20 protein-coding genes are annotated in these 19,281 nt (G+C 67.5%); 15 read left to right on the top strand and 5 right to left on the bottom strand.

Annotated features, from left to right (window positions below; genetic code table 11):
- Positions 1 to 66 precede the first annotated feature (66 nt).
- Complete coding sequence (locus VBO01S_RS07195) at positions 67 to 513, top strand: SRPBCC family protein (protein WP_062472536.1); 447 nt, start codon at positions 67 to 69, stop codon at positions 511 to 513.
- 9 nt (positions 514 to 522) lie between these two features.
- Here VBO01S_RS07195 and VBO01S_RS07190 read toward each other — a convergent pair whose 3' ends face one another.
- On the bottom strand, positions 523 to 969 hold the full coding sequence (locus tag VBO01S_RS07190) for a MerR family DNA-binding protein (RefSeq protein ID WP_062472534.1): 447 nt from the start codon (positions 967 to 969) through the stop codon (positions 523 to 525).
- A 170-nt stretch (positions 970 to 1,139) separates the two neighbouring features.
- On the opposite strand from VBO01S_RS07190, the gene VBO01S_RS07185 reads away from it, so the two are divergent.
- Complete coding sequence (locus VBO01S_RS07185) at positions 1,140 to 1,343, top strand: heavy-metal-associated domain-containing protein (protein ID WP_062472532.1); 204 nt, start codon at positions 1,140 to 1,142, stop codon at positions 1,341 to 1,343.
- 41 nt (positions 1,344 to 1,384) lie between these two features.
- On the opposite strand, the gene VBO01S_RS07180 is transcribed toward VBO01S_RS07185, so the two are convergent.
- From VBO01S_RS07180 to VBO01S_RS33190, 3 genes are all read right to left on the bottom strand, one after another.
- Entirely contained in the window at positions 1,385 to 2,257 is an 873-nt protein-coding gene (locus VBO01S_RS07180; RefSeq protein WP_082818027.1) for an alpha/beta hydrolase, read from the bottom strand.
- 137 nt (positions 2,258 to 2,394) lie between these two features.
- On the bottom strand, positions 2,395 to 2,937 hold the full coding sequence (locus VBO01S_RS07175) for a demethoxyubiquinone hydroxylase family protein (protein WP_062472527.1): 543 nt from the start codon (positions 2,935 to 2,937) through the stop codon (positions 2,395 to 2,397).
- 89 nt (positions 2,938 to 3,026) lie between these two features.
- Positions 3,027 to 3,332, bottom strand: coding sequence for a hypothetical protein (locus VBO01S_RS33190; RefSeq protein ID WP_062472525.1), 306 nt, complete (start codon positions 3,330 to 3,332; stop codon positions 3,027 to 3,029).
- 275 nt (positions 3,333 to 3,607) lie between these two features.
- On the opposite strand from VBO01S_RS33190, the gene VBO01S_RS07165 reads away from it, so the two are divergent.
- The 8 genes from VBO01S_RS07165 (at position 3,608) to VBO01S_RS07130 (ending at position 12,913) form a co-directional block, all read left to right on the top strand.
- Positions 3,608 to 4,579, top strand: a complete 972-nt coding sequence (locus tag VBO01S_RS07165) for a MurR/RpiR family transcriptional regulator (protein WP_062472523.1) — start codon at positions 3,608 to 3,610, stop codon at positions 4,577 to 4,579.
- Positions 4,576 to 5,535 carry an isoaspartyl peptidase/L-asparaginase family protein gene (locus VBO01S_RS07160; protein ID WP_062472522.1) on the top strand — a complete coding sequence of 320 codons (960 nt, stop codon included), beginning with the start codon at positions 4,576 to 4,578 and terminating at the stop codon, positions 5,533 to 5,535. The genes VBO01S_RS07165 and VBO01S_RS07160 overlap by 4 nt, the downstream gene beginning before the upstream one ends.
- Positions 5,536 to 5,567: 32 nt before the next feature.
- Complete coding sequence (locus tag VBO01S_RS07155) at positions 5,568 to 7,445, top strand: dipeptide ABC transporter ATP-binding protein (RefSeq protein WP_062472520.1); 1,878 nt, start codon at positions 5,568 to 5,570, stop codon at positions 7,443 to 7,445.
- A 65-nt stretch (positions 7,446 to 7,510) separates the two neighbouring features.
- Complete coding sequence (gene gsiB / locus VBO01S_RS07150; protein ID WP_062472518.1) at positions 7,511 to 9,064, top strand: glutathione ABC transporter substrate-binding protein GsiB; 1,554 nt, start codon at positions 7,511 to 7,513, stop codon at positions 9,062 to 9,064.
- 81 nt (positions 9,065 to 9,145) lie between these two features.
- Entirely contained in the window at positions 9,146 to 10,066 is a 921-nt protein-coding gene (gsiC, locus tag VBO01S_RS07145) for a glutathione ABC transporter permease GsiC (RefSeq protein WP_062472516.1), read from the top strand.
- A 10-nt stretch (positions 10,067 to 10,076) separates the two neighbouring features.
- The gene (gene gsiD, locus VBO01S_RS07140; RefSeq protein WP_062472514.1) at positions 10,077 to 11,003 is read left to right on the top strand and encodes a glutathione ABC transporter permease GsiD; all 927 of its coding nucleotides are present in this window, start codon (positions 10,077 to 10,079) and stop codon (positions 11,001 to 11,003) included.
- Positions 11,004 to 11,021: 18 nt separating this feature from the next.
- Positions 11,022 to 12,083, top strand: coding sequence for a DmpA family aminopeptidase (locus VBO01S_RS07135; RefSeq protein ID WP_062472512.1), 1,062 nt, complete (start codon positions 11,022 to 11,024; stop codon positions 12,081 to 12,083).
- Between the two features lie 11 nt (positions 12,084 to 12,094).
- The gene (locus VBO01S_RS07130) at positions 12,095 to 12,913 is read left to right on the top strand and encodes a M55 family metallopeptidase (RefSeq protein WP_062472510.1); all 819 of its coding nucleotides are present in this window, start codon (positions 12,095 to 12,097) and stop codon (positions 12,911 to 12,913) included.
- 12 nt (positions 12,914 to 12,925) lie between these two features.
- Here VBO01S_RS07130 and VBO01S_RS07125 read toward each other — a convergent pair whose 3' ends face one another.
- Positions 12,926 to 14,956, bottom strand: a complete 2,031-nt coding sequence (locus VBO01S_RS07125; RefSeq protein WP_062472507.1) for a sensor histidine kinase — start codon at positions 14,954 to 14,956, stop codon at positions 12,926 to 12,928.
- A 98-nt stretch (positions 14,957 to 15,054) separates the two neighbouring features.
- Between VBO01S_RS07125 and VBO01S_RS07120 the strand changes: the two genes are divergently transcribed.
- The 5 genes from VBO01S_RS07120 to VBO01S_RS07100 all read left to right on the top strand — a co-directional run bounded on the left by VBO01S_RS07120 (position 15,055) and on the right by VBO01S_RS07100 (position 19,250).
- Positions 15,055 to 15,747 (top strand): response regulator transcription factor, encoded by a 693-nt coding sequence (locus VBO01S_RS07120; RefSeq protein ID WP_062472505.1) that lies wholly within the window; start codon positions 15,055 to 15,057, stop codon positions 15,745 to 15,747.
- A gap of 107 nt (positions 15,748 to 15,854) precedes the next feature.
- A complete protein-coding gene (locus tag VBO01S_RS07115) occupies positions 15,855 to 16,175 on the top strand; it encodes a hypothetical protein (RefSeq protein ID WP_139705889.1) in 321 nt (106 codons plus the stop codon).
- Between the two features lie 254 nt (positions 16,176 to 16,429).
- Entirely contained in the window at positions 16,430 to 18,208 is a 1,779-nt protein-coding gene (locus tag VBO01S_RS07110; protein ID WP_062472501.1) for a nitrite/sulfite reductase, read from the top strand.
- Positions 18,205 to 18,600, top strand: coding sequence for a DUF934 domain-containing protein (locus tag VBO01S_RS07105; protein ID WP_062472499.1), 396 nt, complete (start codon positions 18,205 to 18,207; stop codon positions 18,598 to 18,600). The genes VBO01S_RS07110 and VBO01S_RS07105 overlap by 4 nt, the downstream gene beginning before the upstream one ends.
- A 17-nt stretch (positions 18,601 to 18,617) precedes the next feature.
- The gene (locus tag VBO01S_RS07100) at positions 18,618 to 19,250 is read left to right on the top strand and encodes a phosphoadenosine phosphosulfate reductase domain-containing protein (RefSeq protein ID WP_062472497.1); all 633 of its coding nucleotides are present in this window, start codon (positions 18,618 to 18,620) and stop codon (positions 19,248 to 19,250) included.
- Positions 19,251 to 19,281: the final 31 nt, after the last annotated feature.

Below are 19,281 nucleotides of genomic sequence, written 5' to 3'. Positions count from 1 at the left end.
CGCAGCGGGCTCATCCGACGTCACCACAGAGGGTCGTCCTCTGTACTTCATCAGGAGAAAGCAACCATGGCCACCAACACCGTTCGCCTGCACCGCGTGCTGCGCACCACCCCCGACAAACTCTACCGCGCCTTCGTGGAGCCCGGCGCCTTCGAGCGCTGGCTGCCGCCCTTCGGCTTCACCGACAAGGTCCACACCATGGAACCGGTGGTGGGCGGCGCGTGGCGCATGTCCTTCACCAACTTCGGCACCGGCCACGGCCATTCGTTCGGCGGCAAGTACCTGGAGCTCGTGCCCGGCCAGCGCATTGCCTACGACGCGAGCTTCGACGATCCCCACCTGCCGGGCACGATGAAGACCACGGTGGTCCTGACCGCGGTCTCGTGCGGCACGGACATGTCCGTCGTGCAGGAAGGCATCCCCGGCGTGATTCCCGTCGAGATGTGCTACCTGGGCTGGCAGGAATCGCTGGTCGCGCTGGCGCAGCTGGTCGAGCCGAACATTCCGGGTTGAGGATCGGCCTCAGGCACGCCGTGCTTCACAGCCGGCGAATCCCTTGAGCCCGGCCAGTTCATCGAGGATGGGGCATTCCGGGCGCTCGTCACCTTCGCAGCAATGCGCCAGGCGCTCCAGCAGGCGCTTCATGTGCGCGAGCTCTTCGATGCGCTGGGCCAGGTCGTCGGCGCGTTCGAGCGCAACGCGCTTCACGTCGAAGCTCGCGCGGCGTCCGTCTTGCCACAGGGCGTGCAGCTCGACGACTTCCGGCGTGTCGAAACCCAGCGTGTGTGCGCGTCGCACGAAGCGCAGTGTCGACACCGCGCGTTCGTCGTAGCGGCCGCCGTGCGCCGTGTCGTCGAGCAGCCCGAGCGATTCGCAGTCGCTCAGCAGCCGCGCGGACGCACCGGAGCGCGCAACGACATCGGCAAGGGACAAGCGCGCCGCAGCAGCCGGCGCCGTGGGATGTTCCATGGGGTTCTCCTTCGAGCCAAAGCGCGAAGTCTCAACCTTCACACCATGAGAGAGTCAAACGCAGACGGCGCATGACCTTGGCACGCCAGGGGTCAGGCACTCGACGCGCTTGACCTTCACACGATGCCAAGCTTGACACTGCGAGCCACTCTTTTGAAAGGACTCACCCCATGCAAGCGTTTGAAATCCAGTCGATGACCTGCGGCAGTTGCGCCGGCCGCATCACCCGCGCCATCAAGGACCTGGACCCGCAGGCCAGGCTCGAAGTGGACGTGAAGCAAAGAACGGTGCGCATCGACACCACCGAAGACCGCCCCTCGCTGGTGGCGGCGTTGACGGAAGCCGGCTACCCGCCGAGTCCTTCCGCCAACTGAGCATGTGGCGCGAATCGGGTTGCCCGGTTCGCCGCAAGGCCTTACTTGAAGATCCGCACGATCGCGTCGTCGAACGCGAGCACGTCCGTGCCCACGTGCGTGGAGTTGAACTCCGTGTCGATGAGCTGCAGCCCCACGTAGCCCCGCTCGGACATCCGCTTGTACATCGCCTTCACCGGTACTTCGTTGCAGCCGCTGGCGCAGTGCGCCAGGATCAGCGTGACGGGCAATGGCCGGCCCGCGAGCGCGTCGAACATCTTCTTTTCGAGCGCGTTGTTCTCGGCCTCCTGCTGCCAGAAGGCCGCCTCGATGGAAATGAAGTACGAGAACACGAGGTTGTCGGGCGCCTCCAGGAACAACGCCGTGGCCGCAAGGTTGCCGCTGGTCGACAGGCCCGTGAGCATGCGTTTCTTCGGGTCCGCGCGGTACTTCGATTCGATGAACGGCACCAGGTCCTTCGTGAGGAAGGTGTGGTACGCGTTGGCGCCCGGAAAGTTGTAGTCCTCCTGCCGGCGCGCGGTGTAGCCGATGCCCACGAGGATGGCCTTGGTGCCGCGCTTGAGCAGCACGTTCTTGAGGTTGGTGAAGCGCGTGTCGGGCAGGCCGTTGGTCGCGTCGCCGTCGAAGGCGTAGATGATCGGCACGGCATCGCTGCTGCTGTCGTAGGCGGCCGGGATGAACACCTCGATCGGGTAGCGCACGCCATTGACGCTCGACGTCACGGTGTCCGACACCACCCGGCCATTGGCCGAAGGCGCCGGCTGCACGGGCGCCGTGCCCGTCGGCGGCAGGATCAGCGGCACACCGCCCCCGCCACCTCCTCCGCCCCCACCGCCGCCGCAGGCGGACAGGGCCGCAACCAGCACAAAGCCGCCCATCACCGCGCACGCGCGGCGAAGCCATTCCTGTCTCATTTTTTGGTTCCTCGTTCCCCGGTGCCAATCGCACCGCTCGGGATACTCGGGGTTGGGCACGAGGGCGTCAACGCCGCGATGCGCGTTCAGCCGCGGCGATTAATTCCTTTGTCTACGTGGCCGACAAATTAAAAAACTCAGAGGCGCATCCCGAGCCAGATGACGGACTCGGTCGACAGCGCGACCACGGGACTCAGGACCCGCGTCCAGAGGTGATTGGCCTGCACGTGCGATGCGGACTGGTCGTGGTGCAGCTGTTCTTCTTCCACGATCTGCGAGATGGTGCGCACGGCCGCCTCGTCCTTCCCCGCGAGTTCGCGCAACTGGGCCTTCAGATGCCCAAGCACTACGCGCTCGACAGCGACGGTGGTGGCCGAAATCGCATGACGACCGAGCAACCCGGTGATCAGGCCGAGCACCCAGCCACCCATGCCGCACAACCAGTAGCTGCGGCAGCGACGAACGCCCCGGCGCTTCAGTTCGGCCGCGAACAACGCCCGGTGCCCTTCTTCGTGGGACTTGAACTCCCGCAGTTCAGGCACCAGCGAAGGCGCGGTCCATCGCGCCATGAAGATTTGCGCCCTGTAGATGTTCACCGCTCCCTGCTCTCCGGCGTGGTCGACCTTCAGGATTCGCCCGCCCAGCGCAGAACCTTGGTCACTCGCTTCCTCTGTCTTCATTGCATGGCTCCCTTTTCTGTCCGCATTTTGACGAACAGCGCGAGCGCGCTCTTTGGGACGCCCCGTGACGAAGGACATTCAACTGTCCGTCAGTTCGCAGCAGCGACAGTCAACGCGCCACGCATCGCATGAACCGTCTTGTCGACGGCCTCGATGCGGCGGCTCAACTCGTCATTGACCAGGCGCAGCAACGCGCTGAGTTCACTGCGAGTCGGGTTGAGCTGCTCCGTGTCGCTCACTTCAAGCGGCACGATGAGTTTTTCGAGACACGCGTAGGCACAGAGCACTTCGCGCAGGCTGTCGGTGTCGTCGCACGCCTGAAGAGCGAAAGCTTCGGCAACGCCGAAGTCAGGGGATGCGGGAGATGGCGTGAGTGAGCAGGCAGAACCAGCCATGAATGGCCTCCGTTGAAAACGCAGAGGTGATTCGGGACGCCAATCCCGTGCACGCCTTTTTTGACGTGCGGCCGGGAGTGTATCGCCTGGGGAAACGCCGAACCTGCGCCCACCCGACCCCGACCGATTCGACTCGGGATAAACCCTCAAAACACCCTCTCTTCTGGCCCAGTATTTGCATTCACGCTCGGAAATGACAGAAAATTTTCATAACTGACATATATTTGTAAACCGATTTACATCACTCGCACCCTTCCCGGTGCGTCGCCCGCCCCATGAGCACCAACGTCGACACCCCAGGCACCACCGTGGCCCAGCGCATTGCGCAGGCGCTGCCGCGGCTGACGCGTTCGCACCGGCAGGTGGCCGACTTCGTGCTCGGGCATCCGCTGCAGGTCGCGACGCTGCCCATCGACGAGCTCGCCGCCGCGGCCGGCGTGTCGGTGGCCACGGCCAACCGCTTTGCGCGCGCGCTGGACTTCGACGGCTACGCCGCTTTCCGCGCCGAGCTCGTGCGCGGCTTCGAACCGCTGGTGGCGCCGGTCGAGCGGCTGCGCGGCAACCTGGAGCACCCGACCACGGTGGCCGAGGTGTTCGCCACCGCACTCGACGAGAGCCGCCGCAACATCGAAGCCACGCGCCAGTCGCTGGACTACGCCGCCTGCGAGGCCGCGGTGCAGCGCATCCTGAAGGCCCGCTCGATCTACATCGGCGGCTTCGGCGCCAGCGCCTGGCTCGCGGGGCTGCTGCAGCACGGGCTCGACGGTTCCTGCAGCGACGTGCGCATGCTCTCCAGCGTGAGCGGCGTCACGCATTCGGCGCGCACGCTGATGCACGCGGGGCCGCAGGACCTGTTCATCGGCCTGACCTTTCCGCGCTACCTCACCGACACAGTGGCGCTGGCGCAGATCGCGCGCGGCCAGGGCTGTGCGGTGCTCGCGCTGACCGACCGCCCCAGCTCGCCCATCGCGCCGCTGGCCGACGTGGTGCTCTATGGCCAGACCGAAACCAGCTACCGCCCCAACTGCGAGACCAGCGTGCTCGCGCTGATCGAGGCACTGACCAGCGCGGTCGCCCTGCGCGCGCCCGGCGCGGCGCAGTCGGCCGGCCGCATCCTGCAGGCGGTGCGCCCGTGGCTGCACGGCGGGCTGGGCCAGGGCCATGCACGCGGCGAAGTCTCCATGCCCTCCCTCCCCGCCGCCGTCGCTTCCGACGCCGGCAAGAAAAAGAAGAAAGCTTCCCGATGAAGAACGTCACGCCCGTCATCGCCATCCACGGCGGCGCCGGCACCATCAGCGCCTCGACGACCAACCCCGAGCAGGCGCAGGCCTACCACGACGCGCTGCAGGCCATCGTGCGCGCCGCGCAGGCCGCGCTGCGCAAAGGCATGTCCGCGCTCGACGCCACCTGCCTGGCGGTCGAGATGCTCGAAGACTGCCCCCTCTTCAACGCCGGCTACGGCGCGGTGTTCACGCACGAGGAAACGCACGAGCTCGACGCGGCCGTGATGGACGGCGCCACGCTCGCGGCCGGCGCCATTGCCGGCGTGAGCCACGTGCGCCGCCCGGTGCGCGCCGCGCGCGCCGTGCTCGAGGACGGCGCCCACGTGCTGCTGGCCGGCGCAGGAGCCGAAGCCTTCGCGCGCGACCGCGGCTTGGAGATGGTCGAGCCCTTCTTCTTCTCGACCGACGCGCGCCGCCAGCAGCTGTACCGCGTGCGCGACACGGGCCGCGTGGTCACCGACCACGAAGGCGCCGCCATGACCAAGCCGCCGCTGGACGAAGACAAGAAGTTCGGCACCGTCGGCGCCGTGGCGCTCGACATCCACGGCCACCTGGCCGCCGCCACCTCGACCGGCGGCATGACCAACAAGCGCGTGGGCCGCGTCGGCGACACACCGCTCATCGGCTCCGGCACCTACGCCGACGACCGCACCGCTGCCATCTCGTGCACCGGCAGCGGCGAAATGTTCATCCGCGTCGCAGCCGCCTACGACATCTGCGCGCGCATGGCCTACGGCGGCGCCACGCTCGAAGCGGCCACGCACGCCGTGGTGCACGAGTCGCTGCCCGCCATCGGCGGCACCGGCGGCCTGATCGCCGTCGACCGCCACGGCAACCTGAGCCTGGCCTTCAACACCGAAGGCATGTACCGCGGCCACGCGCGCGGCGACGAAACGCCAGTGACGGCCATCTTCGCCTGACGCACACGCCCTACTTTTCTCCCGCATCCGCCATGTCCTCCCCTGCCCTGAACCTGCCCGACGGCCGCGTGCTCGCCGTCGACGACCTCACCGTGCGTTTCTCGACCTCCGAGCGCACGGTCGATGCCGTCAAGAAGCTGTCCTTCCACGTCGACCACGGCGAAACGCTCGCGGTGGTGGGTGAATCGGGGTCGGGCAAGTCGGTCACCTCGCTCGCGCTGATGCGGCTGGTGGAGCACGGCGGTGGCCGCATTCTCGGCGGCAGCATGGCCTTCCGCCGGCGCAACGGCGAGGTGCTCGACCTGGCGCAGGCGCGCGACAGCACGATGCGTGGCATCCGCGGCGCCGACATCGCGATGATCTTCCAGGAGCCGATGACCTCGCTGAACCCGGTGTTCACCGCCGGCGACCAGATCGCCGAGGCCATCCGCATCCACCAGGGCAAGAGCAATGCGGCGGCGCGCGCCGAGGCGCTGCGCATGCTCGAACTCGTGCGCATTCCCGAAGCGCGCAACGTGCTCGACCGCTTTCCGCACCAGCTGTCGGGCGGCATGCGCCAGCGCGTGATGATCGCGATGGCGCTGTCGTGCAAGCCGCAGCTGCTGATTGCCGACGAGCCCACCACCGCGCTCGACGTGACGATCCAGGCGCAGATTCTTCAGCTCATCCGAGAGCTGCAGAAAGAGATGCGCATGGGCGTGCTCTTCATCACGCACGACATGGGCGTGGTGGCCGAAATTGCCGACCGCGTGCTCGTGATGTACCGCGGCGACAAGGTCGAAGCCGGCAGCTCCGACACCGTGTTCGCCTCGCCGCAGCATCCCTACACCCGGGCGCTGCTGTCGGCCGTGCCCAAGCTGGGCGCCATGCAGGGCACCGACCTGCCGGCCAAGTTCGAACTGCTGCGCACCGAAGACAGCACCGAGACCGTGCCCTGCACCGACACCACGCCGCAGACCACCGTGCGCGAAGACGCTGGCCCGATCCTGCGCGTGCGCGACCTCGTGACGCGCTTCGACGTGCGCAGCGGCATCTTCGGACGCGTGAAGCGCCGCGTGCATGCGGTGGAAAAGATCAGCTTCGACCTCTACCCCGGCGAGACGCTGGCGCTGGTCGGCGAATCGGGCTGCGGCAAGTCGACCACGGGCCGCTCGCTGCTGCGCCTGGTCGAGAGCCAGAGCGGCGCGATCGAGTTCGGCGGCAAGAACATCCGCGAGCTGCCCACGCGCGAGTTGCAGGCGCTTCGCCGCAACATCCAGTTCATCTTCCAGGACCCCTTCGCCTCGCTCGACCCGCGCGTGACGGTGGGCTTCTCGATCATGGAGCCGCTGCTCATCCACGGCATCGCCAAGGGCGCCGAGGCGCAGCAGCGCGTCGACTGGCTGCTGCAGAAGGTGGGCCTGCCGCCCGAGGTGGCACAGCGCTATCCGCACGAGTTCTCGGGTGGCCAGCGCCAGCGCATCGCGATTGCACGCGCGCTCGCGCTGAACCCGAAGGTGGTGGTGGCCGACGAGTCGGTGTCGGCGCTCGACGTGTCCATTCAGGCGCAGATCGTCAACCTCATGCTCGACCTGCAGCGCGAGCTGGGCGTGGCGTTCCTGTTCATCTCGCACGACATGGCCGTGGTCGAACGCATCAGCCACCGCGTGGCCGTGATGTACCTGGGCCAGATCGTCGAGATCGGCCCGCGCCGCGCGGTGTTCGAGGCGCCGCAGCACCCCTACACCCGCAAGCTGATGGCCGCGGTGCCGGTGGCCGATCCGTCGCGCCGCCACAAGCCGCGCGCGCTGCTCGAAGGCGAGATTCCCAGCCCGATCCGCGCCGTGGGCGACGAGCCCGAGGTGCCGCCGCTGGTGCAAGTGGCCCCGGGCCATTTCGTCGCACGGCATGCCATCGGCGGCGCCTTCTGATTCCGAACCGTTTTTTCACCCGCAGGCCCCCTGCATTTTTTCCACGAACCGACTGGAGTTCTTCCATGAAGCAATCTTCTTCCTCCCTGCGCTGGGCATCCGCATTGCTGGGCCTGGCCGCGCTCGCCGCCTCGGGCTCGGCACTGGCTGCCAAAGACGTGGTGCTGGCCATCGGCTACCAGCCGGAAACGCTGGACCCGTACAACACCAACACGACCATCACCACGGCCGTGACCAAGACCTTCTATGAAGGCCTGTTCCAGTTCGACAAGGACCTGAAGGTGCAGAACGTGCTCGCCGAGAGCTACGACGTGTCCAAGGACGGCCTGGTCTACACCATCAAGCTGCGCAGCGGCGTCAAGTTCCACGACGGCACGGACTTCAACGCCGAAGCCGTGAAGGTCACGCTCGACCGCGTGCTGAACCAGGACAACAAGCTGCTGCGCTACAACCAGTTCAACCGCGTGGGCAAGGTCGAGGCGGTGAACCCGACCACCGTGCGCATCACGCTGAAGGAGCCCTTCGGCCCCTTCATCAACTCGCTGGCCCACGCCTCGGCCGCCATGATCTCGCCCACCGCGCTGAAGAAGTGGGGCAACAAGGACATCGCCTTCCACCCCGTGGGCACCGGCCCCTTCGAGTTCGTCGAGTGGAAGCAGACCGACGCCGTGAAGGCCAAGAAGTTCGACGGCTACTGGAAGAAGGGCTTCCCGAAGGTCGACAACCTGCAATGGAAGCCGGTGCTCGAGAACAACACGCGCGCCGCAATGCTGCAGACTGGCGAAGCCGACTTTGCCTTCCCCATTCCCTACGAGCAGGCCGAGCTGCTGAAGAAGAGCGACAAGCTCGAAGTGGTGGCATCGCCCTCGATCATCACGCGCTTCCTGGCCTTCAACATGCTGCAAAAGCCGTATGACAACCCGAAGGTGCGCGAAGCCATCGGCTACGCCATCAACAAGGAAGCGCTGTCGAAGGTCGCCTTCGGCGGCTACGCCTTCCCCGCACAGGGCGTGATGCCCCAGGGCGTGAAGTTCGCCGAGAAGATGGCGCCCATTCCCTACGACGTGAAGAAGGCCAAGGCCCTGCTGGCCGAGGCCGGCTACCCGAACGGCTTCGAGTCGGTGCTGTGGAGCGCCTACAACAACACGACCAGCCAGAAGACGATCCAGTTCGTGCAGCAGCAGCTCGCACAGGTGGGCATCAAGCTGCAGGTGCAGGCGCTCGAAGTGGGCCAGCGCACCGAGCAGGTCGATGCCTGGCCCGATCCGAAGACGGCCAAGGTCCGCATGTACTACACGGGCTGGTCGTCGTCGACCGGTGAAGCCGACTGGGGCCTGCGTCCGCTGTTCGCTTCCGAGTCGTGGGCGCCCAAGCTCAACAACATGTCGTTCTACAAGAGCGACGTGGTCGACGCCGCGATCGCCAAGGCGCTCGTGACGGTGGACGACAAGGAAAAGGCCGCGCTGTACAAGACCGCGCAGGAAGAGATCCGCAAGGACCTGCCGCGCGTGCCGCTGGTCACCGAGCAGAACCTGTCGGCGCACGCCAAGCGCCTGTCGGGTGTGTTCGTGATGCCCGACGCGAACATCAACATCGATGCCATGTCGGTATCGAACTGATCGCGGCTCCTTCGTTTTCCTGACTGACTGTCCGGCGGGCGGTGGCACCGTGCCATCGCCCGTTCGCGACAACCGTATCCCATGCTGAATTACTTCCTCAAACGACTGTTGGGCCTGATCCCGACACTGCTCATCGTGGCAGTGCTGGTGTTCCTGTTCGTCCACATGCTCCCCGGCGACCCGGCGCGCCTTGCCGCCGGCCAGGATGCCGATGAGCAGACCGTGGCCATGGTGCGCGCGGAGCTCGGGCTGGACAAGCCGCTGCCGCAGCAGTTCGTGAGCTTCTTCACCCACATGGTGCAAGGCGACTTCGGTACCTCGATCCGCACGCGGCGGCCGGTGTCGACGGAGATTGCCGAGCGCTTCTTCCCGACGGTGATGCTGACCATCACCAGCATGGTGTGGGCGGTGATCTTCGGCATGGGGATCGGCATCGTGTCGGCGGTGTACCGCAACAAATGGCCCGACCGCATCGGCATGACGCTGGCGGTGTCGGGCATCTCGTTCCCCGCATTTGCATTGGGCATGCTGCTGATGCAGATCTTCTCGGTCCAGCTCGGCTGGCTGCCCACGGTGGGCGCCGCGACCTGGCAGCACTACATCCTGCCCTCGATCACGCTGGGCGCGGCCGTCGCGGCCGTGATGGCGCGCTTCACGCGCGCCTCGTTCGTCGAGGTGATCCAGGAAGACTTCGTGCGCACCGCGCGTGCCAAGGGCGTGCATGAAACCAGCGTGGTGTTCAAGCACACGCTGCGCAACGCGCTGATTCCGGTGGTCACGATGATGGGCCTGCAGTTCGGCTTCCTGCTGGGCGGCTCCATCCTTGTGGAGGCGGTGTTCAACTGGCCCGGCCTGGGCCGCCTGCTGGTCGATGCCGTGCAGATGCGCGACTACCCCGTGATCCAGACGCTGGTGCTGCTGTTCTCGCTCGAATTCATCCTGATCAACCTCGTGGTCGATGTGCTGTACGGCTACATCAACCCGACCATCCGCTACAAGTGAGCACGCAGCCATGACGCAAGCTACCGGCGTGTCTGCCGAATCCATCGTTCCCCTGTCCCCCGTTGCCGTTGCGCTGACCGCCGGCAAGGTCCGCACGCCCTGGGGCGAATGCTGGCGCCGTTTCAAGAAGCAGCCCGTGGGCATCGTCGCGGCGGTGTTCGTGCTGCTGCTGGTGGTGATCGCGGTGTTCGCACCGTGGATCGTGCCCTTCGATCCTGAGAACTTCTTCGACTACGACATGCTGAACAGCGGGCCCTCGGCCACGCACTGGTTCGGCGTCGATCCGCTGGGTCGCGACATCTTCAGCCGCATCCTGGCGGGCACGCGCATCTCGCTGGCGGCCGGCTTTTTGTCGGTGCTGGTGGGCGGCATCATCGGCACGGCCTTCGGCCTGCTGGCCGGCTACTACGAAGGTTGGTGGGACCGCATCGTGATGCGCATCTCGGACGTGCTGTTCGCCTTCCCCGGCATCCTGCTGGCGCTGGGCGTGGTAGCCATCCTGGGCAGCAGCATGACCAACGTGGTGGTGGCGGTGTCGGTGTTCAGCGTGCCGGCCTTTGCGCGCCTGGTGCGCGGCAACACGCTGGTGCTCAAGCAGCAGACCTACATCGAGGCCGAGCGCAGCATCGGCGCGTCCGACTGGACCATCATCGTGCGGCACATCCTGCCGGGCACGATCTCGTCGATCGTCGTGTACTTCTCGATGCGCGTGGGCACCTCGATCATCACGGCGGCCAGCCTGTCGTTCCTGGGCATGGGCGCGCAACCGCCGACGCCCGAGTGGGGCGCGATGCTCAACGAAGCCCGCGCCGACATGGTCACGTCGCCGCACGTGGCGCTGTTCCCCAGCCTGGCCATCTTCTTCACCGTGCTGGCCTTCAACCTGCTGGGCGATGCGCTGCGCGACGCGCTCGATCCGAAGATCGACCGCCAGTAAGTTCTTCTTTTTCTCTTCATGGCCTCGACGACTTCCCTGCCCTTCATCGGCACGCTGCCTGCGGGCCCGCGCGACGCCATCACCGACGTCGCGGGCGTCACGGTCGGCCACCGCACGCTGGCCGACGGCCCGGTGCAGACCGGCGTGACCGTGATCCGCCCGCACGCCGGCGACCCGTTCCGCGACAAGGTGCCGGCCGCGGCCGTGGTGCTCAACGGCTTCGGCAAGAGCGTGGGGCTGGTGCAACTGGCCGAGCTCGGCGTGCTGGAAACGCCGATCGCGCTGACCAACACCTTCTCGGTCGGCACCGTGGCCACGGCGCAGATCCGCCACTGCGCGGCGGCCAACCCCGAGACCGGCCGCGCGCTGCCCACGGTGAACCCGCTGGTCTTCGAGTGCAACGACGGTTTTCTCAACGACATCCAGCGGCTGGCCGTGACCGAGGCCGATTACCTGCAGGCGCTCGACGCCGCCGGGACCGATTTCGAACAGGGCTCGGTCGGCGCGGGACGCGGCATGTCGAGCTTCCAGCTCAAGGGCGGCATCGGCAGCGCGTCGCGCCGCGTGGCGATGGCCGACGGCACGACCCACACGGTGGGCACGCTGGTGCTGGCGAACTATGGCCGCCAGCCGCAGCTGGTACTGGCCGGGCACGCGGTGGGCGAACGGCTCGCGGCGCTGCAAGCAGCGAAGGAGGCGTCGGAGCCCGAGAAGGGCTCGATCATCATCGTCGTCGCCACCGACGCACCGCTCGACGCGCGCCAGCTGCGCCGCCTGGCATTGCGCGCGGGCGCGGGGCTGGCCCGCACCGGCTCGGTCTACGGCCACGGCAGCGGCGACCTCGTGCTGGCCTTCTCAACGGCCTACACGATCCCCGACCGCGCCGAGCGGCCCATGCCGGCCGTGGCGATGCTGCACGACACACGGCTCGACGGGCTGTTCCAGGCCGCGGCCGACAGCACCGAGCAGGCCATACTTCATGCGCTGTGGCGCGCCACGCCGGTCACGGGCCGCGACGGCAACCACCGCGCGGCGCTCGGCGAACTGCTGCCGGCGTCTTCCCTTTCACCTCTCGCCTGAAACACACGTCCATGAAAGTCCTGATCTCCACCGACATCGAAGGCGTTGCGGGCGTCTACCACCACGAGCAGGCACGCCAGGGCAACCCCGAGTACGAACGCGCCCGCGTGCTGATGGCGCAGGAGGCCAACGCCGCGATTGCCGGCGCCTTCGACGCCGGCGCGACCGAGGTGCTGGTGAACGACTCGCACGGCGGCTTTCGCAACATGCCGCCCGATGTGCTCGATGCACGCGCGCGCGTGGTGCAAGGCAAGCCGCGCTACCTGAGCATGGTGGCCGGCGTGGAAGAAGGCGTGGACGCGCTGTGCATGGTGGGCTACCACTCGCGCGCGCAGGGCCGGGGCATCCTGGCGCACACGATCAACAGTTTCGCCTTCGCGAGCATCTCGCTCGGCAACCAGGAACTGGGCGAAGCCGGGCTCTACGGCGCACTGGCCGGCGAGTACGGCGTGCCGGTCGTGATGGCCAGCGGCGACGACGTGTTCATCTCCGAGAACCAGGCGCTCTTTCCGCACGCAAGCTTCGTGCAGACCAAGAAGGCGACCGGCTTCAACAGTGGCGTGTCGCTCTCGCCGGAACAGTCGCGCCAGGCGATCCGTGCCGGCGTGATCGAAGGGCTGGCCGCGCGTGCCCATGCACGCCCGCTGGTCTTCCAGGGCCCGCAGGTGGTCACGCTGCGCACCCAGTCGCCGATGATGGCCGACCTGTTCTGCCAGTGGCCGAGCTTCGAGCGTGTCGATGGCGTGACGCTGCGCTTCAGCGCCGACTCGGTGGAGTCGGCCGTGCGCATGCTGAACTGCTGCTCGGCGATGTCGTCGATGTTGCGCTGACGTAGCGGCTTCTCAAGGCAATGCGAGGCTGAAGCGCACGTGACCGTCCTGCCCGGCGCTGTCGAGCCGGGCGTGCCCCCGGTGCAGCTCGGCAATCTGGTGCACGAGGTACAGGCCGAGGCCGGCGCCCGGTGAGCGCGCCGCCTGGCGGCCACGGAAGTATTTCTCGAACAGCCGCGGCACCTCGTCGTGCGGAATCGCGTCGCCGGGGTTGCTCACGCGGATGTTCAGGCCGCCCTCCCCATCCGGTCCCGCCGGCACCACATCGAGCACGATGGCCCGGCCCGCCGGCGTGTGGCGGTCGGCGTTGGCCAGCAGGTTGCGCAGCGCCACGCGCAGCAGGCCGGGGTCGCACACCAGCTGCGGCGGCAGGTGGCTGCCCTGCCACACGACGCGGCCATCGGGCCAGTCGGCCACCAGGTCCTCGAACAGCTCCAGCAGCTCGTCGCGCTCACAAGGGCGCGGTTGGAACGGCGTCTGGCCGGCTTCCATGCGATCGGAGGTCAGGTACTCGTCGACCAGCGCGGTCATGCGCTGCGCGGCAGCGCGCAGGTTCAGGCAGCGTGCCAGGGTCTTCTCGCGCGCGGCATCGAGGTTCTTGGCGATCTGCTGCGCGGTGGTGTGGATGATCGCCAGCGGCGTGCGGAACTCGTGCGACACCATCGCGACGAAGTCCACCTGCGACTGCTTGGCGCGGCGCTCGGTCTCCAGCGCGGCGCGCAGGTCGACCTCGAGGCGCTGGCGCTGCTCGATCTCGCCGCGCAGGTCGGCGGTGCGCTTGCGCACCTCGTCCTCCAGCCGGTCGTTCTGGCGACCGACCACGTGCACCAGGCGCGCCTGCGCGGCTTCCTTTTCGCGGCGCAGCTGGTCGTAGCGGCGGTTCAGCCGCATGCTCATGAGCAGCAGGTGCAGCAGCGTGCCCACGGCGGTCGCGTTGTCGGTCCAGGCGCCGGCCGGCAACCAGCCCTGGTTGCGCAGGAAGCTCACCATCACGCCCACGTAGTAGATGCCGAAGATGATGAGAAAAGCCCGCGCCTGTCCCTGGTCGCGCGGCAACAGCCACAGCGCGGCGCCGATCAGGTAGACGATGCACAGCATCGCCGTCCCCTGCACCGCCTGCATGGCCAGGCCATTGGCGCCGGCCAGCACCAGCGCCACCGCGATGGCACTCACGAGGCCCACCACGCGCACCGCCACGCGGGTGAAGCGCGGCCACTGCACGTCGGTTCCCAGCTGCATGCCGGCGAAGCGGATGCCGATGGCCACGCCGGCGCAGATCGACAGGCTCAGCAGCAGGTCGGACAGCCGCGCGGGCATGGCCAGCAGCTGCTGCGGCAGCCCGGCCGTCAGGAACTCGACCAGCAGCGCGTTCGCCACATAGACCAGGTACCAGGCGCTCAGGCGCTCGCGCGTCATCTGCCAGAACAGCGTGTGAAAGGCGAGCAGCATCAGGCCGAAGCCGAAGCCCAGGCCATAGAAGAGGTACTCGCGCCGCGCGGTGCCCGCGTAGACCTCGGGCGCCGCGAAGCCGATGGTGGTCGACATGGCGTTGCGCGACTGCAGGCGCAGCAGCAGCGGCGTGGGCTCGGTGCTCTCCAGCGTGAGCGGCAGCTGCACGTTGCGCGCGTCGACGGGCCAGTGCTCGCGGCCGATGTCTTCGCCGGACTGCACGGCCAGCTGCCAGCGGCCGGTGTCGTCCTGGCGGTACAGCCGCACATCGTCGAGCAGCGCGTTCCTGAACTGCGCCAGCCACCGCTGCTGCGGCGCGTCGGCCGGGCGCTGCACCTCGAGCCTGATCCACACGGCGTCGCGCGTGAAGCCCGCATTCACGGCCCCGGGCAAGGCCTTCCAGCCCGGGGCGGCGGCGGCTTCGTCAGCGCTGAGGCGCCCTTCGGGGTCTCGCAGCATCGACAACTGGCCGTGGCTGTCGACGCTCGCCAGCGGATTCAGCCGCAGCACGCCAGCGGCGGCCGAAGCAGAAAAGAGAAGGCCCAGCACGGCAAGACAACCGCACCGCCACAGGCACCGAGCAAGGCGTTTCATGGGCGCGGATTATCGAGGCCGCACCTAGAATCTGCGCGCACTTCGCCGCGCTTAGAAACGCTCAGATTCCCTCGGCCACCAGCCCCTACCCTGTTCCCATGCGTGATGTGATCCTGCTGGAAGATGAAGCCGTGCTGCGCGAAGAGTTGAGCGAGTTCCTGACCGGCAGCGGCTACCGGGTCGATGCCGAGGCGTCGCTCGAAGGCTTCCACCGCACCTACGACCCCGCCCGCCACGGCATCGCGCTGGTCGACCTCGGGCTGCCCGACGGCGACGGCCTGTCGCTGATCCGCGAGCTGCGCGAACGCGGCGAGCGCCTGGGCATCGTCGTGCTGACGGCGCGCGGCGGCGCCCGCGACCGCGTGACGGGGCTGGACATCGGCGCCGACTACTACCTGTCCAAGACCACCGACCTCGACGAACTGGCGGCCACGCTGGCGGCGCTGTCGCGGCGCCTGGGCGATTCGCCCGCCGCGCTGCCGGCCGACGCCTGGGTGCTGGAGCTGGGCCCGCGCCGGCTGTCGCCACCGGGCTTTGCGCCCATTGCGCTGTCGGAACAGGACCTCACGGTGCTGCACGAGCTGATGCGCAGCGCCGGCGAGATCGCCAGCCGCCAGCAGATCGTGCAGGCCCTGGGCGAGCACTACCTGAGCTACGACCAGCGCCGCCTCGACACGCAGATCCGCCGCCTGCGGCGCAAGGTCAGCGAGGCCACGGGGCTGGTGCTGCCGATCAACACGGCGCGCAACGCCGGCTACCGCTTCCACGCCAAGACGCTCATCCGGCGCTAGTCCACAGCAGATCGGGCGCCGCTGCGGCGCTCAGAAACGCTCAGTTTCATTTCGATACCCGCCGCTAATCTGCGGCACAGGCAGCGACTTGAGGCACGGATGAAGGCATGAGCGATCTCGCCAGGACAACTTCTTACGTGGTCCCCTACGTGGTCCACGTCAAAGGCCAGAACTTCACTTTGAAGGATGTCATGGTGGCCGCGGACATCTACCGGCTGCGGATCGAGGAGCAGATCGGCGATCCGCTGCGGGTGGTGAAGTGCTTCCAGGCCTGGTCGAAGGAGCGTCACCACGGCATCGAGCACCTGAACCGGACCGAAGCCCGGCTGGCCCGGGAATGGCTCAACGCGCAGCACCAGGCCGACAAGGCCGCCCGCCAGCTGCTGAGCTCGCCGCAGACCCTCGGCTTCGACTTCAAGCTGCGATAGCCGCCCTGCGCAGGCGCCCCCGGGTTCCTAGAATCCAGCGTCCGGCGACCCCGCGCCGGCCTTCGCGCCTTATCCGGAATAAGCAACCAACCGCCTCGTAACCCGCATGGATGCTGGTGAATAAGCTTATCCGCATAAGACGCGAACCAAAAAATAGTTTGTTTCCATAAGGCGGGCTTTCAGAATCCGGGGCTTCTTGCTGGGGCGCCCCGTTGTACGTGCGGCACCGCACTTCTTCAAGACACATACGCACGATGTACCAATACACAGAATTCGACCGCCAGTTCGTTCACCAACGCGCTGCCCAGTTCCGAGACCAGCTCGAGCGCTGGCAAAAGGGCCGCCTGCACGAGGACGAGTTCCGCCCCCTGCGCCTGCAAAACGGCTGGTACGTGCAGCGCTACGCGCCGATGCTGCGCGTGGCCGTGCCGTACGGCGAGCTGTCGAGCAAGCAGCTGCGCGTGCTGGCCCGCATCGCCCGCGAATACGACGAGCCCGAGGCCGAGGTCTACCGCAAGGCCATCGAGACCCAGGGCCTGCTCGGCAGCCACAAGCTGCCCACCCACTACGCCCACTTCACGACGCGCCAGAACGTCCAGTACAACTGGATTCCGCTGGCCAAGTCGGCCGACGTGATGGACCTGCTGGCTTCGGTCGACATGCACGGCATCCAGACCAGCGGCAACTGCATCCGCAACATCACGAGCGACGAGCGCGCCGGCATCGCCGTCGACGAGATCGCCGACCCGCGCCCGTTCGCGGAAATCATGCGCCAGTGGAGCACGCTGCACCCCGAGTTCGCCTTCCTGCCGCGCAAGTTCAAGATCGCCATCACCGGCGCCACCGAAGACCGCGCCGCCACCGGCTGGCACGACGTGGGCCTGCACGTGGTGAAGAACGAAGCGGGCGACATCGGTTTCCGCGTGCAGGTGGGTGGCGGCATGGGCCGCACGCCCATCATCGGCACCGTGCTGCGCGAGTTCCTGCCCTGGCAGCAGATCATGAATTACCTCGAAGCGGTGATCCGGGTCTACAACCGCTACGGCCGCCGCGACAACATCTACAAGGCGCGCATCAAGATCCTGGTGAAGGCCGAAGGCCAGCGCTACATCGACGACGTCGAGGCCGAGTACAAGCAGATCATCGAGCACGACGGCGCACCGCACACCATCACGCAGGAAGAGTACGACCGCGTGGCCGCCTCCTTCGTGCCGCCGACGCTGGCCACCCGCGTGCTGCAAAGCGCCGAGAAGACCGACGCCGAGCTGCGCGCCCACGCCGCCGACGACGTCATGTTCGCCCGCTGGCTGGCCCGCAACGTCGACGCCCATAAGAACCCCGCGCTGCGCGCCGTGACGCTGTCGTTCAAGCGCCTGAAGCAGGCGCCCGGCGACGCCTCGGGCGACCAGCTCGACACCATCGCCGAGCTGGCCGACCGCTTCTCGGCCGGTGAAGCCCGCGTGACGCACGACCAGAACGTGGTGCTGCCCTGGGTGCACGCCGAAGACCTGCACGCGCTGTGGCTCGCCGCCCGCGCCGCCGGTTTCGCCAGCGCCAACGTGCAGCTGCTGACCGACATGATCGCCTGCCCCGGCGGCGACTTCTGCGCGCTGGCCAACGCCCGCTCCATTCCCATCGCCGAAGCCATCACCGAGCGCTACCAGGACCTCGACGAGCTCGACGACCTGGGCGAGATCGACCTGCACATCAGCGGCTGCATCAACTCGTGCGGCCACCACCACAGCGGCCACATCGGCATCCTGGGCGTCGACAAGGACGGCAAGGAGTGGTACCAGGTCACCCTCGGCGGCTCCGACGGCTCCGCGCTCAGCGGCGCGCCGCAAGCCGGCAAGGTGGTCGGCCCCTCGTTCTCGGCGGCCGAAGTGCCGGGCGTGATCGAGGCCGTGCTCACCACGTACCGCGACACCCGCGCCAACGGCGAGACCTTCATCGACACCCTGCGCCGCGTGGGCCACGACCCGTTCAAGGCCGCAGCCAACGGTGCGCGATTCAAGGTGGAGGAAGCAGCATGAAAAAGACTCTGAACATCCTTTCGGCCGAAGAACACATCGACGACGGCGACCCGAAGGTCCTGCAACTGGCCAACGACGCCGACCCGCTCGCCATCGAGGTGTGCCTGGCCGACATCGAGCGCATCGACCTGAACTTTCCGAAGTTCACCGACGGCCGCGCCTACAGCCAGGCCTTCCTGCTGCGCCGCCGCCTGGGCTTCACGGGCGACATCCGCGCCACGGGCGATGTGCTGATCGACCAGCTGGTGCAGATGGAACGCACCGGCTTCTCCAGCGCCGTGCTCAAGGAAGGCGTGGACGCCTCCGACGCACAGCGCCAGTTCGACCGCTTCGCCACGTTCTACCAGGGCGATGCGGTGAAGACCGCGCCGCACTTCGTCGCCGGCGCCTGAGCAGACAAGAGAGCCCCATGAGCATCGCCACCGACATCGACTTCGCACGCATCAACACCGAACTCGGCCGCAACGCCGAGGGCCTGGTGGACTGGGCCGTCGGCCTGGGCCAGCCCGCGATCATCACCACCAACTTCCGCCCCTTCGAGGCCGTGATCCTGCACATGGTCACGCGCGCCAAGCGGGACGTGCCGGTGGTCTGGATGGACAACGGCTACAACACCGAGGCCACCTACCGTTTTGCCGACGAGGTGACGAAGCTCCTGGGCCTGGACTTGCACATCTACCTGCCGCGCCGCTCGCGCGCGCACCGCGAAGCGGTCGAAGGCCCCACGCCGGCGCTGGACGATCCGCGCCACGCGGCCTTCACTGAAGAAGTGAAGCTGGAGCCCTTTGCCCGCGCACTGCGCGAGACCGCGCCCAAGGTCTGGTTCACCGCGCTGCGGGCCACCGACACGGCCGTGCGCGCGCAGATGGACCCGGTCAGCGTCAACCCGGACGGCCTGATCAAGGTCGCGCCGCTGCTGCACTGGTCGTCCAAGGACCTGTACGAATACTGCGAAGCCAACGGCCTGCCCAACAACTTCGACTACGTGGACCCGACCAAGGGCGAGGACAACCGCGAATGCGGCTTGCACTTGTCGCACTGAACGATCGCTCTCCGCCTCCAGGACCCATCCG

It is taken from the genome of Variovorax boronicumulans NBRC 103145 (genome assembly GCF_001591345.1).
In the GTDB taxonomy this organism is placed as follows: domain Bacteria; phylum Pseudomonadota; class Gammaproteobacteria; order Burkholderiales; family Burkholderiaceae_C; genus Variovorax; species Variovorax boronicumulans.
The sequence above is the reverse complement of the archived record's forward strand: the minus strand, read 5'-3'. Positions and strand labels throughout refer to the sequence as shown.